Genomic DNA, 12,743 nt, shown 5'->3' with positions numbered 1-12,743 from the left:
ATTTTTATTTATGTTTTTCCTGGTTTAAAATAGTTAAAATTTTAGCGATATCTTTCTTTCTATTCCTAATTTCTTTTACATTTTTGACTTTCCCTGCCGCCAAATTAAATCTTAAACTGCGCAATTTCTCTCTGTCGCTAAAAATCATCTTTTTCAACTCCACCTCGCTTTTAATTTTTAATTCCTTAGCTTTCATGTTTAATAAACTTTGTTTTAATTCCAAACTTATGACCTGCCCTGTCAAACGCCTCTCTCGCCATTTCTTCGCTGATTCCTGCTATTTCAAAAATAATTCGTCCTGGTTTAATTGAAAATACATAATGGTCAACTGAACCTTTCCCTCCACCCATAGGCACCTCTGCTCCCTTGGTTGTAATCGGCTTATCAGGAAAAATCCTTATCCAAAGCCGTCCGCCTTTTTTAAGATACCTGATAATTGCCCTTCTTGCCGCCTCAATCTGTCTGGCAGTAATCCATTTCGATTCCATTGCTTTTAATCCGAAATCTCCGAAGGCCAATTCTGTGCCACGAGTATCAATCTGCCTGTCCCTATTTCTGCCCTTGTGCCATTTTCTGTGTTTTACTTTTTTAGGATATAACATATTTTTTATTCAAATGTTTCTCCTTTATAAATCCAAACTTTTACTCCTATTGTGCCATAAGTGCAATTTGCCTCCTTAAAGCCATAATCAATATTCGCCCTAATGGTCTGTCTTGGCAACTGCCCTTTCTGGAGCCATTCTGTTCTGGAAATAGATGCGCCATTTAGTCGTCCAGAAACCTGCACTCTTATTCCCCTTGCCTCCTTATACCCCATAACCATAGAAATGGATTGTTTCATTATCTTCCTAAAAGGCATTCGCTTCTCTATTCTTTGAGCCATCCATTGGGCTACCAATGGAGCGCTTATCCAAGGATTTTTGATTGACTTTATCTCAATCTTTAATGCTTGTTTCTCGTCCAATTGTCTCTTAAGAATTTTCTTTTGGAACAAATCCTTTAATTCATCTATCTGCTGACCGCCTCTGCCGATAATAAGGCCAGGCCTGGAAGAATGTATTAATATATTCACCCTGTTTGGAGACCGTTCAATTTCAATCTTTTCAATGCCTGCTTCTTTGAATTTTTCCACTAAGAATCTTCTAATCTTAAAATCCTCCTCTAAATATATTGGGGATTGCTTTTCATCAAACCATCGAGAGACCCAGTCAGAGCTCTCTCTCAATCGGAATGCTTTTGGATGAACCTTATGTGACATATTCCTTCGCTAAGTTAAAAGTTATTTCTTTATTTTTTTGATTTGTTTCTTTTGCGCTATCTTCTCTTTTTTGTCTTTTTGTTCTTTGTTTTTTATTTCTGGGGTTGCAATCTCTTTCGCTCGTTTTGCTTCTTGCTTTTTGTTTTTTATTTTGTGTTTTGGCTTCTCTTGTTCTTTCAGAACAAGAGTAATGTGGCTTGTTTTCTTCTGGATTGCATAAGCCCTTCCCATAGACCTTGACCTCCATCTCTTTAATTTCGGCCCTTCATCCACTGTTATCTTAACAATTCTTAAATTTTTGTCATCTATCTGAAAATTATTTTTAGCATTAGCAACAGCTGATTTCAAGAGTTTGGCAATTGGGCCTGCAGATTTTTGACTAGTATGATTCAAAAATACCAAACACTCAAGAGCATTTTTCCCTCTAACCAAATCCGCTACTAACCGCACTTTGCGTGGAGCGATTCTCAAATGATTTAATTTTGCGCTAATTTCTTTTTCCATAATCGTTTTATTTCTTTCCTACTGCAGGCGCTTCTTGCGGCTTACTCTCTGACCCGCTCAACTCTCTCTGCATTTTTCCTCCGTGCCTTATAAATTTGGTTGTCGGAGAAAACTCTCCCAATTTATGTCCAACCATATCTTCTCTAACCTGCACTGTTATGAAATCTTTGCCATTATGAACCTCAAAAACAAAACCCACCATTTCAGGAATGATTGTGCAGGACCTGTACCAAGTTCTTATGGCTGTCTGGTCTCCTGCTCTTAATTTCTTAACTTTTTCTATCAATCTCTCCTCTATATAAGGACCTTTTTTAAGTGACCGTGACATAATTTTATATTACTTCCGTCTTTTAATGATAAATATGTTCGTGTTCTTTCTTTTTCTGGTTTTTTTACCTAATGCTGGTTTGCCCCAAGGCGTTTTAGGATATTTTAATCCAATACCTGTTCTGCCTTCTCCTCCGCCATGCGGATGGTCATGAGGGTTCATCGCAGAACCCCTCACTGTAGGCCTCCTCCCCATATGTCTCGCTCGTCCAGCATTTCCTATTTTCACATATCTATGCTCTGGCCGGGATAATGCGCCGATAGAAGCAAAGCATTCCTGATGTAATTTCCTCATTTCACCAGACGGCATCTTTATATGAATATATTTTTCTTCACTACCGAAGACCTTAGCAGAGGAACCAGCTGACCTGATTAATTTTCCACCGCCTTCGGGCAAAAGCTCTGCATTATAAATATCTGTGCCAATGGGTATATTTTTTAATTTCGTCCTATTCCCTGGCTTCAATTCCGCATTTTCGCTTGTTATAACAGTATCTCCTTTATTCAAACCCTGTGGCGCTAAAATATACTTTTTAACCCCGTCGCTGTATTCAATAAGAGCTATAAAAGCAGTTCTATTAGGGTCATATTCCAAGGCAAGGACTTTTGCAGGAATATCAAGTCGCTTTCTGGCAAAATCAATTATACGATAAAGCCGTTTTGCTCCACCGCCCTTATGCCTCACAGTAATCTTTCCTTGACTATTCCGTCCAGCTTTCTTTTTCAATTTAATAACCAAACTCTTCTCTGGCCTCTTCTTGTCCAGATTTGAAAAATCCTCTATCGTGGCATGTCGTCTCCCTGGAGTTGTTGGTTTATATTTCTTCATAATTATTAAAAATTATCTCGGCAAGACCTCAATCTCTTGTCCTTTTTTGATTTTAATAATCGCTTTTTTGTATCCACTCTTAAACCCCTTCACTCTTCCTAATCTTCTTTTTTTACCCGGAATATTTATCATCCTCACTTTCTCAACATTAACATCATAAACATCTTCTATCGCTTTCTTCACTTCTATTTTGTTGGCGCTCTTAGAAACAACAAACGCATATTCATTTTTTTCCCCCAAATAAGTCGCTTTCTCTGTGACATGCGGCTTAACCAAGACCTTCCACGCTAAACTGGTTGGCTTGACCGCTTTTTTGGGCTTAACAATCTTTTTCTCTTCTGTCTTTTCGTCTGGCGCAAGAATTCCTTGTTTTTTTGTTGCCCCTTTCTTCTTTGCTTCTTTTATCTCTTTTACTATTTCTTTTTTCTCTTTCTTCTCTTTTTTCACCACAACCTTAACTTCCGGTTTTTTGACCGCTTTCTCTACAACTGGCATTTCTTTCTTTTGCTCTTTCTTTATTTCCGGTCTTACCTTCTTTTTAAAAACATCAAAAATAGACATATTATTAAGCAGACAATTCTTTAATTGTCTTAATTGAATCTTTCAAAAAAATCAAGCGTTGGGTAGATATTGCGTCTAATATGCTCAAGTTCCTAACATCAATTATATTTATTTTCGGGATATTTCTTACTGCCCTTATTAGCTTATCGTCTTTCTTGTCTAAAATAATAAGAACGCTTTTAAACGCTCGTTTTTTTCCTTTTTTCTGTTCAGGATAAATCTTATTTAATAAATTTGTTAATATCTTGTTGATTGTTTTTGTCTTTGCCTCTTCAATAGTCAAATTATCAATAACTGAAATTTCTTGATTTCTGACCTTGTCGGAAAGTATTGAAAATAAAGCCATTTTTTTCATTTTCTTGGGAACTACCATTTTAAAATTCCTCTTATTTGTGGGCCCGAATGTAACTCCTCCGCCAATCCAAATTGGAGACCTTGAAGAGCCATGCCTTGCCCTGCCTGTTCCTTTCTGTCTCCATGGTTTTTTTCCACCGCCACTAACTTCTGACCTGTCTTTAGTGTGGGCTATAACATTTCTCTTATTTGATTGCATGCTAATAACCGCCTGATGAACTAAATCAGGATTAGGGTCTCTATCAAATACTTTCTTGGGCAATTCCATCTGCCCGCTCTTTTCCCCTATTGAATTATAGACATCAATCTTCATATATTTTAACTAAAATTCCTTTATTTCCACTAAAGTTCCTTTTCTGCCAGGGATTGCTCCTTTTAAAGCAATCTGATTTTTTTCTTTATCAATTTTCACTATTTCCAAATTTTTCACTGTTATCCTTCCCGTTCCCATCCTTCCAGGCATTCTCTTTCCTTTTAATACTCTCTGGGGAAATGAAGAACCGATTGAACCGATTGTCCTTGACTCATGCTTAGTCCCATGCGTTTTTTTTCTTCCAGCAAATCCCCATCTTTTCACGCCTCCTTGAAACCCTTTTCCCTTGGAAATAGCAGAAACCTTAACTTTATCCCCTTGCTCAAAGATATTCACATCTATGATGTCTCCCTTTTTTATTTCCCCTTGTTCGCCTTTTGTCTTAAATTCTTTCAAATATGAAAATGGTTTCTTTTTCTTGCTCTTTGTTATTTTTCTTTTTCTCAATCCTTGGAAACCAATCTGAACAGCGTCATAACCATCCTTTTCTTTGGCCATTAATTGAGTAATAGAACAAGGCCCTGCTTGAACAAGGGTCACTGGAATAATCTTGTCATCCTTCCATATCTGGGTCATCCCTATTTTTTTGGCAAGAATAATTTTTTTCATACTATTTTTTCAACAAAATACCGGGTTAACCAACCCGGCACATTGTTTATGCGTCTTTCATGGGGGCTAGTATCCATCTAATGGACTTGACTCCTTAAATCTTAATTTGAATATCAACTCCTGTCGGCAAATTTAAATTCGTCAATGACTCTACCACTCTTTGGTCTGAATCCAAAATATCTATCAATCTCTTATGGACTCTTATCTCAAACTGCTCTCGTGCGTCTTTATGAACGAAACTTGAGCGGTTAACAGTGTATTTGTGAATTTCTGTTGGTAAAGGAACCGGCCCGCAAATCTTGGCGCCATATCTCAAAACCGTCTCAACAATCTGTCGAGCGCTTTTATCCAGCACCTTGTTATCATACGCCTTCAGCTTAATCCTAATTTTTTGTGGCGCTTCCTCTATCTTGGCTTTCTTTGTGGTAGGCATCTTTAAAAGAACTATTACTTATTTTATTTAATTATTTTAATCACAACTCCGGATGCAACAGTTCTTCCGCCTTCTCTAATGGCGAATCTATTTTTTTCCTCCAAAGCAATCGGCGCTATCAGTTTAACTATTAAATTGGCAGTGTCGCCTGGCATAACCATTTCTGTTCCTTCAGGCAAAATAACATCTCCGGTAACATCAGTTGTGCGGATGTAGAACTGTGGCTTATACCCTTTGAAAAACGGGGTATGGCGGCCTCCTTCCTCTTTTGTCAAAGCATAAATCTCTGTTTCAAATTCAGTATGAGGAGTGATTGTTCCTGGTTTTGCCAGCACCTGTCCTCTTTCCACATCTTCTTTTTTAAGCCCTCTTAACAGGATACCAACATTATCTCCTGCTCTTCCTTCGTCTAATATCTTATTAAACATTTCTATACTAACAGCAGTGGTTTTGGTTGTTGGGTGAATCCCCACAAGTTCCATTTCTTCTCCTGATTTAATAATGCCTCTCTCAATCCTGCCAGTAGCAACTGTTCCCCTGCCTTCTATAGAAAAAACATCTTCTATAGCCATAAGAGATGGCTGGTCTATTGGTCTCTGCGGTTCTGGAAAATATTCATCCAGCGTTTTGGCAAGCTCTAATATCGGCTTGGCTGCCTCGTCGTCCGCAGATGTAACCTCCACCGCTTTTAAAGCAGAACCCCTAATAATTGGTATCTCGTCTCCGGGATATTCATATTTCTTTAATAATTCTCTTATCTCTGATTCTACCAATCCAATCATCTCTGGGTCATCAACTGCGTCGCATTTATTAAGGAAAACGATAATCGCTGGAACGCCTACCTGGCGAGCAAGCAAAATGTGTTCTCTGGTCTGGGGCATTGGCCCGTCAACTGCAGACACAACCAAAATCGCTCCATCCATCTGGGCAGCGCCAGTAATCATGTTTTTAATGTAATCGCTGTGACCCGGGCAATCAATATGAGCATAATGCCTCTTTTCTGTTTCATACTCCACATGCGCAATATTAATGGTCACGCCCCTGGCTTTCTCTTCTGGGGCAGAATCAATCTGGTCAATGCCTTTTTGAGAAGCCCTATACCCCTTTAGGTGAAGAACTTTCAAAATCGCGGCAGTCAAAGTTGTCTTGCCGTGGTCCACATGACCAATTGTCCCCACATTAATGTGAGGTTTTGTTCGCTCAAATTTTTCTTTTTCAGCCATATTTTTACTTACTAAATATTAATTATAATTTTAAAACAATTGTATTAAGTATATTACTTAAATGTGAAAAAAAGTCAACCCCTTGCGCCTAAATATACGCAAGCGAATCTATGATAGCATTAAAATGGCAAATCTTCAACTGTTAATTCTTCAGCTGGCAATTCTTCCTTGGCAAGCAATTCTGTGCTTTGGCTAATTCCTTTGCTTTCATCAAATATATTGCGCATTGCTTGTCTCTTTTTTTCAAACGACATTTTTTGCTGATTCTCTTTTTCTGTTTCTATTCTTGAGATAACCAAAATCGGTTCGCCATTTTCCACAACAATTACCTTGCCACCTTCTTTATCTATTAACTTTTTTATCTGATTAAAATCCATACTAATATTTAATGATTAATGATTATTGATTAATGATTATTGATTATGTTCTTGCTTCTATTATCTTCTGGGTAGTATTATGCGGAACCTGGTCATAATGGCTAAATTCCATAGTAAAAGCAGCCCTGCCATGAGTCATAGACCTCAATGAAGTTGCGTATCCAAACATCTCTGCCAAAGGCACAAATGCTTCAACTACTTTCATAGAAGCCCTATCAAAGCTTTCCTTTATTCTCCCCCGCCTGGCATTTAAATCTCCGATAATGTCTCCGAAAAATTCATTAGGAATACTAACTTCAAGACGCATAATCGGCTCAAGCAATACTGGCTTGGCTAATTTTGCTGCTGCTTGAAAAGCCATTGACCCTGCTATTTTAAAGGCTGACTCTGAAGAATCAACTTCATGAAATGAACCATCATATAATGCAGCTTCCACATCAACCATTGGGAATCCTGCCAATATACCCCTCTCCATTGCCTCTTCAATCCCTTTGCGGACTGCTGGAATATATTCTTTAGGAATAATACCTCCTTTAATTTCATCAACAAACAAAAATCCTTCACCCGGCTTTTTCGGACTAACCCTCACCCAAGTATGCCCATACTGTCCCCTGCCTCCACTTTGCCTTATATATTTTCCTTCTGCTTCCGCCTCTGCTAAAATTGTTTCTTTGTAAGCAACCTGTGGCCTGCCCACATTGGCTTCCATTTTGAATTCTTTTTTCATCCTGTCCACTAAAATTTCCAAATGCAGTTCTCCCATACCAGAGATAATTGTTTCTGCTGTTTCTTCATCTGTTTTGACTTTAAATGTCGGGTCTTCTTCAGCCAATTTCTTCAGAGCTAATCCCAATTTTTCTTGGTCAGCTTTTGTTTTTGGCTCAATCCTAATAGAAATTACCGGCTCTGGGAAAATTATCTTTTCTAAAATTATTGGATTATCTGGGTCGCAAATAGTGTGGCCTGTTTCCACATCTTTCAACCCAATGGCTGCCGCGATATCGCCTGCGTACAATTCCTCAACCTCTTCTCTATGATTGGAGTGCATCCTCACTATTCTTCCTATTCTTATCTTTTTCCCATTGCTGGAATTTAACAAGCTTGTGCCAGAAGACAATTTTCCGGAATATATACGGAAATAAGTGAGGGCGCCAACAAAAGGGTCTGTGGCAACCTTAAATGCGAGAGCTGAAAATGACTCATCATCGCTCGGTTTCCTTTCAATAGTTTCCTCGGTCTTAGGGTCCTTTCCTCTGATTGGAGGCGCATCAATTGGACTTGGAAAATAATAAACAACAGCATCCAATACTAATTGGGTGCCTTTATTTTTTAAAGCTGAACCGCAGAAAACAGGAATTACTTGATAATCAATCACGCCTTTTCTAATAGCTTTTCTTATCTGTTCAACTCCCACCTCTTTGCCCTCCAAATAATTCTCCAGAAGTCCATGGTCTTCGGCCGCCACTTTTTCAAGCATTTTTTTTCTCCATTCTTCTGCTTTGTCTTTCATATCATCAGGGATTTCTTCAACTATGACTTTTTCTCCATTCTCACCTTCAAATTTTACGGCCTTCATAGTGATTAAATCTATGACCCCTGAAAAATTTCCTTCCTGTCCAATAGGTATTTGCACTGCAACAGCGTTGGGGGTTAACCGCTCCCAAATTGTTTTTAAACTATATTCAAAAGAAGCCCCCATTCTATCTAATTTATTAATAAAACAAACTCTGGGGACTTTGAATTTATCAGCTTGGTGCCAGACAGTTTCCGACTGCGCCTCAACTCCTGCCACGCCGTCAAAAACAACTACTGCGCCGTCAAGAACTCTTAAAGACCTCTGGACTTCAGCAGTAAAATCAATGTGTCCTGGCGTATCAATTAAATTTATTTTACACTCCCGTTCTTTGCTCTCGCCATCTTCTGTCGGATGCCAAAAGCAAGTGGTGGCAGCAGAAGTGATTGTAATTCCCCTCTCTCTTTCCTGCTCCATCCAGTCCATAATCGCCTCTCCCTCGTGAACTTCTCCTATTTTATGAGAAATGCCTGTGTAAAATAAAACTCGCTCGGAAACCGTGGTTTTTCCGGCGTCAATATGGGCGATGATTCCTATATTTCTATATTTTTCTACTGAAAATTCACGCATGTTAATTTTCTCAGCGAAGCAAGGTTTTGCGCCGCTGAGCTGTTAGAAAATTACACACCCGCCCAGGGCGGGTAAAGTTCTTTCTAAGCTCGGGCTTCGTCTGCTGGCTCGCCCTCGCTAAGAAATAACTTTACCACGCAAAGTGCGCAAAGGCCTTGTTGGCTTCTGCCATTTTGTGGACAGTTTCTTTCTTCTTGACAGCATTGCCTGTGTTTTCCGCTGCTTCCATCAATTCTTTTGCTAATTTTTCAGCCATTGACCCCTTGCCTTTCTTTGAAGCTTGAATTATCCATCTCACAGCTAATGCCACTCTCCTTTCTTTTGAAACTTCAATAGGGACTTGATAATTTGCCCCTCCAATTCTCTTTGACTTTACTTCCAAAACCGGAGAAGCATTCTGAATCGCTTTCTCTAAAAATTGAACTGGCTCTTGTTTTGTTTTTTCTTTGATAATGCTCAATGCGCTATAAACTATTTTACGCGCAATAGATTTGTTCCCCTTTCGCATTATGTAATTAATAAGTTTAGCGACAGTCATGTCGTTATAAATCGGGTCTGGTTTTACTTGAATGTATTTCTTCTTACTCATAATTAATATTATTTTTTATTATGCTTGTTTTTTGGCTCCATATTTACTTCTGCCTTGTTTTCTTTTTTCCACCCCGCTCGTATCTAAAATTCCGCGGACAATATGATATCTCACGCCAGGCAAATCCTTAACCCTTCCTCCCCTTACTATCACGACAGAGTGTTCTTGCAGATTATGGCCCTCGCCCGGAATATACGCTGAAACCTCCATTCCATTACTTAATCGCACTCTCGCCACTTTTCTCAACGCAGAGTTAGGTTTCTTTGGTGTGACTGTAAAAACCTTAATACACACCCCTCTTTTAAAAGGAGAATCATGTTTCTTGGGCCTGTTTTTAATAGTATTAAAAACAAAAGCCAAAGCAGGCGTTTTATCTTTTGAAACCTGCTTCTTTCTGCCTTTTTTAATTAATTGATGAATAGTTGGCATGTACCAATTTTGCCTATGAAGGCAAATCACTTGTGATGCGGCCTGAATGGCTGCAAAATTGTGTATCCCGCGCCCAAGGCGGGGTTCGCTCAAATTAAAAACAAATACAATTCTGTGTACGATTTAAATTAGCAGAACAAAAAATTTTTGTCAAACAAAAATTATATTGAAATTCCGATTATCAGCTGCATCAACCACAGGACTGCTTGGGCAATATATTGAAAAAAGAAAAAAATTATGAAAACCAATAGAAAAAATCCATACTGAACTAAAAACATTTTAAGCTTATCCGCTCTCTTGCGCAAAAAAGTAAAAAGAATATGTGACCCGTCAAGCGGCGGAATCGGAAGCAGATTAAATATCGCTAAAATCAAATTTATTTGGACAATATATAGGAAAATCAAACCCACGCCCTGGATTGAATAGATAATTGGCAGAAACCTTAGGGCCAATCCAAAAATTAAAGCCAAGGAAAAATTTGCCGCAGAGCCGGCAATCGCAACTTTCGCGGTTCCGTATTTTTGGTCTTTAAAATTATATGGATTAATCGGAACTGGTTTCGCCCAGCCGAAAATAAATCCGCCCATTCCAGCAAATTTCATCAAAATCAAAAATCCAGGCAAAAGGACCGACCCAATCGGGTCAAGATGCTTTAAAGGATTCAGGGTCAGTCGCCCTGCTCTCTTTGCAGTAGAATCTCCCAAGGCAAAAGCAACCCATCCATGGGCAACTTCGTGAAAAACTACTGAAAAAAGAAATATGATAATAACGATTATTAATTCTATTCCAGTCATGCCCTAATAATAAACGATTAATGGTAAATTATCAACCCGCTCAAGGCAGGCAAATGATTAATTGCTCTTGTCAAAATCAGGAAAATAAATTACACTAAAACTCACCTCATACAAAAAACAAAACATAATTAACAAAATTCTAAAATGAGCAAAGTTTGCGAAATCTGTGGCAAGGGGCCGGTAATGGGAAGAAAATACAACAAGCTGATGTCAAAATACAATCCGACTCCAAAAGTATCAAAAAAACCCAATCTCCAATGGGCTACATTGGCATCAGGCGAAAGAGTTAAGGCCTGCACCCGCTGTAAAAAAACCCTTTTAAAGAAAAGTAGGGGTAAATAATTTACTCTAGTACAGGGAATGGTCCAGTCATAGGATGTGCCAGAAACCGACTGTGGGGAATGGTCCAGTGGTAGGATGCGCGCATGGGGTGCGTGTGGCGGGAGTTCGACTCTCCCTTCCCCGACCATCCAAGACCTCTAATTCCTAACCCAAAAACCCGCTTGAAGCGGGTTTTTGGGTTTTTCTACGACTATAATCTTAATCTACTTCCCTTTTTAAAAAGATATTCATCTGCTGCGCCAAAAACACTCTTAGCCCACTTAACATAATCTTTGGCATCTATATTTGATATCAAAATTCCCTCTCCGTACAAGTCCTTATTTCTCTTAATCCTCATTTCATTTGCAATAATCACTATTTCTTTATCTTTCAAAAACTCCGATAATTTTTCGATTAATTCTATATGATGCCCTGCTCTGGCTTTAACCCTTAAGCCATTCTTCGCGCAGATGGTTATGGACAGCTTGATTATAGCATCATAACAAAAACGGAATGCCACCTCGGGAATTTCAGATTTACTTGCTATTGAAAAATCTCTTAAGCAAGATTTATAGTGCCTATCTATTTGTTTTTCAGTGAAGCAAAATTTCTCAAACATATTAAAATATTTTAATCACCTGCCCAGAAAAAATATTTTCTATAAGCTCATCTTTTTTATTTTTTCGCTTTACAAAATCATCAGGAGTTAGGTCTATTATATTAATTTCTCTCTTCGTTCTGCTCTGTAAAGGAAGAATTATCCTCTTCGCGCTTATCGGAGAATGATTTCCGATAAGCAAAATATCTATATCGCTTTCAGGCCCAAATTGACTATTGGCATACGAGCCAAACACATATGCTTCCTGTAAATTTTTTAATTTAGAAATTTTTTCTTTTAATAAAGACAAAAAGCCGTATTTAGATTCATATATCTTCTTAAATTCTGCCAAAAATGGATAATCCTTGTTTAACTTGAATCGTCGCTGGTTGCCTTCTTTTTCGGAAACCAAAACGCCTTCATTCTCTAATTCTTTTAACTTACGGAATAAATTTCCCGGGTCAATTTTTAAAACATCGGCCAACTGATTAATGTGATGTTCTTTTTTGGGATTCAAAAAATAATAATCTAATAGTTTAATCGTGATTTCCGAACCGAGCTTTAACATAATATCATTGTAAATTATTACAATATATATTGTAATTTCTTACAATAATATTGTCAACTGTCTTTTAAAAAATATGGTCTTTGTCTTATGTTCTATTAACAAATGATAGTGCCCCATCAACCCAAAAACCCGTCCCTTTTTATCTATGCCACAAGCTGCGCCTAGTTCATTATACAAAAATAAAACGACCCACGCCAGTTTGTAAGACAAACCATTGTGGGTCGAATGGACTCAAGTCCAAAGGATTAAGTTCAAAGGCCAAACAGACCTAAGTTCCTAAGCTCAAAGGACTTAATTACTTGCGAGAAGCCGCGGGATTATGATCACCCCAGTCATCGTCGAGCCAATTGTAGAGCCAGTACCACCCGCCGCCACTCCAGAAAAGGTAGCGAACGTACAGACTGCCATCCGAGCGGCGGTAGATGGTTGCCCAAAAGAACACTGCCTTCCCTTTCCAATCCTCGGGAATGAGGTTGATGTGAGCAAGATAGAAATCCAGTAAGTTGGCGTTGA

20 protein-coding genes and 1 tRNA gene are annotated in these 12,743 nt (G+C 38.5%); 2 read left to right on the top strand and 19 right to left on the bottom strand.

Annotation, left to right across the window (positions count from 1 at the left end; translation table 11 throughout):
• Nucleotides 1-4: 4 nt before the first annotated feature.
• The 16 genes from rpmC to KJ562_01340 form a co-directional block, all read right to left on the bottom strand.
• Complete coding sequence (rpmC, locus tag KJ562_01415; GenBank protein ID MBU3964373.1) at nt 5-196, bottom strand: 50S ribosomal protein L29; 192 nt, start codon at nt 194-196, stop codon at nt 5-7.
• Nucleotides 186-602, bottom strand: a complete 417-nt coding sequence (rplP, locus tag KJ562_01410) for a 50S ribosomal protein L16 (protein MBU3964372.1) — start codon at nt 600-602, stop codon at nt 186-188. The genes rpmC and rplP overlap by 11 nt, the downstream gene beginning before the upstream one ends.
• Before the next feature lie 5 nt (nt 603-607).
• On the bottom strand, nt 608-1,258 hold the full coding sequence (rpsC, locus tag KJ562_01405) for a 30S ribosomal protein S3 (protein ID MBU3964371.1): 651 nt from the start codon (nt 1,256-1,258) through the stop codon (nt 608-610).
• Nucleotides 1,259-1,279: 21 nt separating this feature from the next.
• Nucleotides 1,280-1,762: a 50S ribosomal protein L22 gene (gene rplV, locus KJ562_01400; GenBank protein ID MBU3964370.1), complete on the bottom strand. Its 483-nt coding sequence runs from the start codon at nt 1,760-1,762 to the stop codon at nt 1,280-1,282.
• A 7-nt stretch (nt 1,763-1,769) separates the two neighbouring features.
• Entirely contained in the window at nt 1,770-2,090 is a 321-nt protein-coding gene (gene rpsS / locus KJ562_01395) for a 30S ribosomal protein S19 (protein MBU3964369.1), read from the bottom strand.
• Nucleotides 2,091-2,099: 9 nt separating this feature from the next.
• Nucleotides 2,100-2,924: a 50S ribosomal protein L2 gene (gene rplB / locus KJ562_01390; GenBank protein MBU3964368.1), complete on the bottom strand. Its 825-nt coding sequence runs from the start codon at nt 2,922-2,924 to the stop codon at nt 2,100-2,102.
• Nucleotides 2,925-2,930: 6 nt separating this feature from the next.
• Nucleotides 2,931-3,479: a 50S ribosomal protein L23 gene (gene rplW, locus KJ562_01385; GenBank protein ID MBU3964367.1), complete on the bottom strand. Its 549-nt coding sequence runs from the start codon at nt 3,477-3,479 to the stop codon at nt 2,931-2,933.
• A gap of 4 nt (nt 3,480-3,483) precedes the next feature.
• On the bottom strand, nt 3,484-4,146 hold the full coding sequence (gene rplD / locus KJ562_01380; protein ID MBU3964366.1) for a 50S ribosomal protein L4: 663 nt from the start codon (nt 4,144-4,146) through the stop codon (nt 3,484-3,486).
• Between the two features lie 9 nt (nt 4,147-4,155).
• Nucleotides 4,156-4,755 carry a 50S ribosomal protein L3 gene (gene rplC, locus KJ562_01375; protein ID MBU3964365.1) on the bottom strand — a complete coding sequence of 200 codons (600 nt, stop codon included), beginning with the start codon at nt 4,753-4,755 and terminating at the stop codon, nt 4,156-4,158.
• Nucleotides 4,756-4,849: 94 nt separating this feature from the next.
• Nucleotides 4,850-5,188 (bottom strand): 30S ribosomal protein S10, encoded by a 339-nt coding sequence (gene rpsJ / locus KJ562_01370; GenBank protein MBU3964364.1) that lies wholly within the window; start codon nt 5,186-5,188, stop codon nt 4,850-4,852.
• Nucleotides 5,189-5,211: 23 nt separating this feature from the next.
• Nucleotides 5,212-6,411 carry an elongation factor Tu gene (gene tuf / locus KJ562_01365; protein ID MBU3964363.1) on the bottom strand — a complete coding sequence of 400 codons (1,200 nt, stop codon included), beginning with the start codon at nt 6,409-6,411 and terminating at the stop codon, nt 5,212-5,214.
• Between the two features lie 119 nt (nt 6,412-6,530).
• Nucleotides 6,531-6,788 (bottom strand): hypothetical protein, encoded by a 258-nt coding sequence (locus KJ562_01360; protein ID MBU3964362.1) that lies wholly within the window; start codon nt 6,786-6,788, stop codon nt 6,531-6,533.
• A 43-nt stretch (nt 6,789-6,831) separates the two neighbouring features.
• Nucleotides 6,832-8,931: an elongation factor G gene (gene fusA / locus KJ562_01355; GenBank protein MBU3964361.1), complete on the bottom strand. Its 2,100-nt coding sequence runs from the start codon at nt 8,929-8,931 to the stop codon at nt 6,832-6,834.
• A gap of 130 nt (nt 8,932-9,061) precedes the next feature.
• Nucleotides 9,062-9,520, bottom strand: a complete 459-nt coding sequence (rpsG, locus tag KJ562_01350; protein MBU3964360.1) for a 30S ribosomal protein S7 — start codon at nt 9,518-9,520, stop codon at nt 9,062-9,064.
• Between the two features lie 18 nt (nt 9,521-9,538).
• Nucleotides 9,539-9,949, bottom strand: coding sequence for a 30S ribosomal protein S12 (gene rpsL / locus KJ562_01345; GenBank protein ID MBU3964359.1), 411 nt, complete (start codon nt 9,947-9,949; stop codon nt 9,539-9,541).
• Nucleotides 9,950-10,110: 161 nt separating this feature from the next.
• On the bottom strand, nt 10,111-10,743 hold the full coding sequence (locus KJ562_01340) for a site-2 protease family protein (GenBank protein ID MBU3964358.1): 633 nt from the start codon (nt 10,741-10,743) through the stop codon (nt 10,111-10,113).
• 144 nt (nt 10,744-10,887) lie between these two features.
• Between KJ562_01340 and KJ562_01335 the strand changes: the two genes are divergently transcribed.
• Complete coding sequence (locus KJ562_01335; protein ID MBU3964357.1) at nt 10,888-11,085, top strand: 50S ribosomal protein L28; 198 nt, start codon at nt 10,888-10,890, stop codon at nt 11,083-11,085.
• Nucleotides 11,086-11,138: 53 nt separating this feature from the next.
• Nucleotides 11,139-11,212 (top strand) — tRNA-Pro (locus KJ562_01330).
• Nucleotides 11,213-11,275: 63 nt separating this feature from the next.
• On the opposite strand, the gene KJ562_01325 is transcribed toward KJ562_01330, so the two are convergent.
• The 3 genes from KJ562_01325 to KJ562_01315 all read right to left on the bottom strand — a co-directional run.
• Entirely contained in the window at nt 11,276-11,683 is a 408-nt protein-coding gene (locus KJ562_01325; protein ID MBU3964356.1) for a hypothetical protein, read from the bottom strand.
• Between the two features lies 1 nt (nt 11,684).
• Nucleotides 11,685-12,230: a nucleotidyltransferase domain-containing protein gene (locus tag KJ562_01320; GenBank protein ID MBU3964355.1), complete on the bottom strand. Its 546-nt coding sequence runs from the start codon at nt 12,228-12,230 to the stop codon at nt 11,685-11,687.
• A gap of 295 nt (nt 12,231-12,525) precedes the next feature.
• Nucleotides 12,526-12,743, bottom strand: a 218-nt coding sequence (locus KJ562_01315) for a hypothetical protein (protein MBU3964354.1), incomplete at its 5' end; no start/stop codon positions are given.

The organism is Patescibacteria group bacterium, from assembly GCA_018900835.1.
GTDB lineage: Bacteria > Patescibacteriota > Minisyncoccia > Minisyncoccales > PEYH01 > PEYH01.
The sequence above is the reverse complement of the archived record's forward strand: the minus strand, read 5'-3'. Positions and strand labels throughout refer to the sequence as shown.

Excerpts from the sequence above, each read along its gene's own strand:
- KJ562_01360 (MBU3964362.1), bottom strand. The coding sequence starts at position 6,788 with ATGGATTTTAATCAGATAAAAAAGTTAATAGATAAAGAAGGTGGCAAG.
- rpmC (MBU3964373.1), bottom strand. The coding sequence starts at position 196 with ATGAAAGCTAAGGAATTAAAAATTAAAAGCGAGGTGGAGTTGAAAAAG.
- rplW (MBU3964367.1), bottom strand. The coding sequence starts at position 3,479 with ATGTCTATTTTTGATGTTTTTAAAAAGAAGGTAAGACCGGAAATAAAG.
- rpsS (MBU3964369.1), bottom strand. The coding sequence starts at position 2,090 with ATGTCACGGTCACTTAAAAAAGGTCCTTATATAGAGGAGAGATTGATA.
- KJ562_01335 (MBU3964357.1), top strand. The coding sequence starts at position 10,888 with ATGAGCAAAGTTTGCGAAATCTGTGGCAAGGGGCCGGTAATGGGAAGA.
- KJ562_01340 (MBU3964358.1), bottom strand. The coding sequence starts at position 10,743 with ATGACTGGAATAGAATTAATAATCGTTATTATCATATTTCTTTTTTCA.
- rplD (MBU3964366.1), bottom strand. The coding sequence starts at position 4,146 with ATGAAGATTGATGTCTATAATTCAATAGGGGAAAAGAGCGGGCAGATG.
- rpsJ (MBU3964364.1), bottom strand. The coding sequence starts at position 5,188 with ATGCCTACCACAAAGAAAGCCAAGATAGAGGAAGCGCCACAAAAAATT.
- rpsG (MBU3964360.1), bottom strand. The coding sequence starts at position 9,520 with ATGAGTAAGAAGAAATACATTCAAGTAAAACCAGACCCGATTTATAAC.
- rpsL (MBU3964359.1), bottom strand. The coding sequence starts at position 9,949 with ATGCCAACTATTCATCAATTAATTAAAAAAGGCAGAAAGAAGCAGGTT.
- rplP (MBU3964372.1), bottom strand. The coding sequence starts at position 602 with ATGTTATATCCTAAAAAAGTAAAACACAGAAAATGGCACAAGGGCAGA.
- fusA (MBU3964361.1), bottom strand. The coding sequence starts at position 8,931 with ATGCGTGAATTTTCAGTAGAAAAATATAGAAATATAGGAATCATCGCC.
- rpsC (MBU3964371.1), bottom strand. The coding sequence starts at position 1,258 with ATGTCACATAAGGTTCATCCAAAAGCATTCCGATTGAGAGAGAGCTCT.
- KJ562_01320 (MBU3964355.1), bottom strand. The coding sequence starts at position 12,230 with ATGTTAAAGCTCGGTTCGGAAATCACGATTAAACTATTAGATTATTAT.
- tuf (MBU3964363.1), bottom strand. The coding sequence starts at position 6,411 with ATGGCTGAAAAAGAAAAATTTGAGCGAACAAAACCTCACATTAATGTG.
- rplC (MBU3964365.1), bottom strand. The coding sequence starts at position 4,755 with ATGAAAAAAATTATTCTTGCCAAAAAAATAGGGATGACCCAGATATGG.
- KJ562_01325 (MBU3964356.1), bottom strand. The coding sequence starts at position 11,683 with ATGTTTGAGAAATTTTGCTTCACTGAAAAACAAATAGATAGGCACTAT.
- rplV (MBU3964370.1), bottom strand. The coding sequence starts at position 1,762 with ATGGAAAAAGAAATTAGCGCAAAATTAAATCATTTGAGAATCGCTCCA.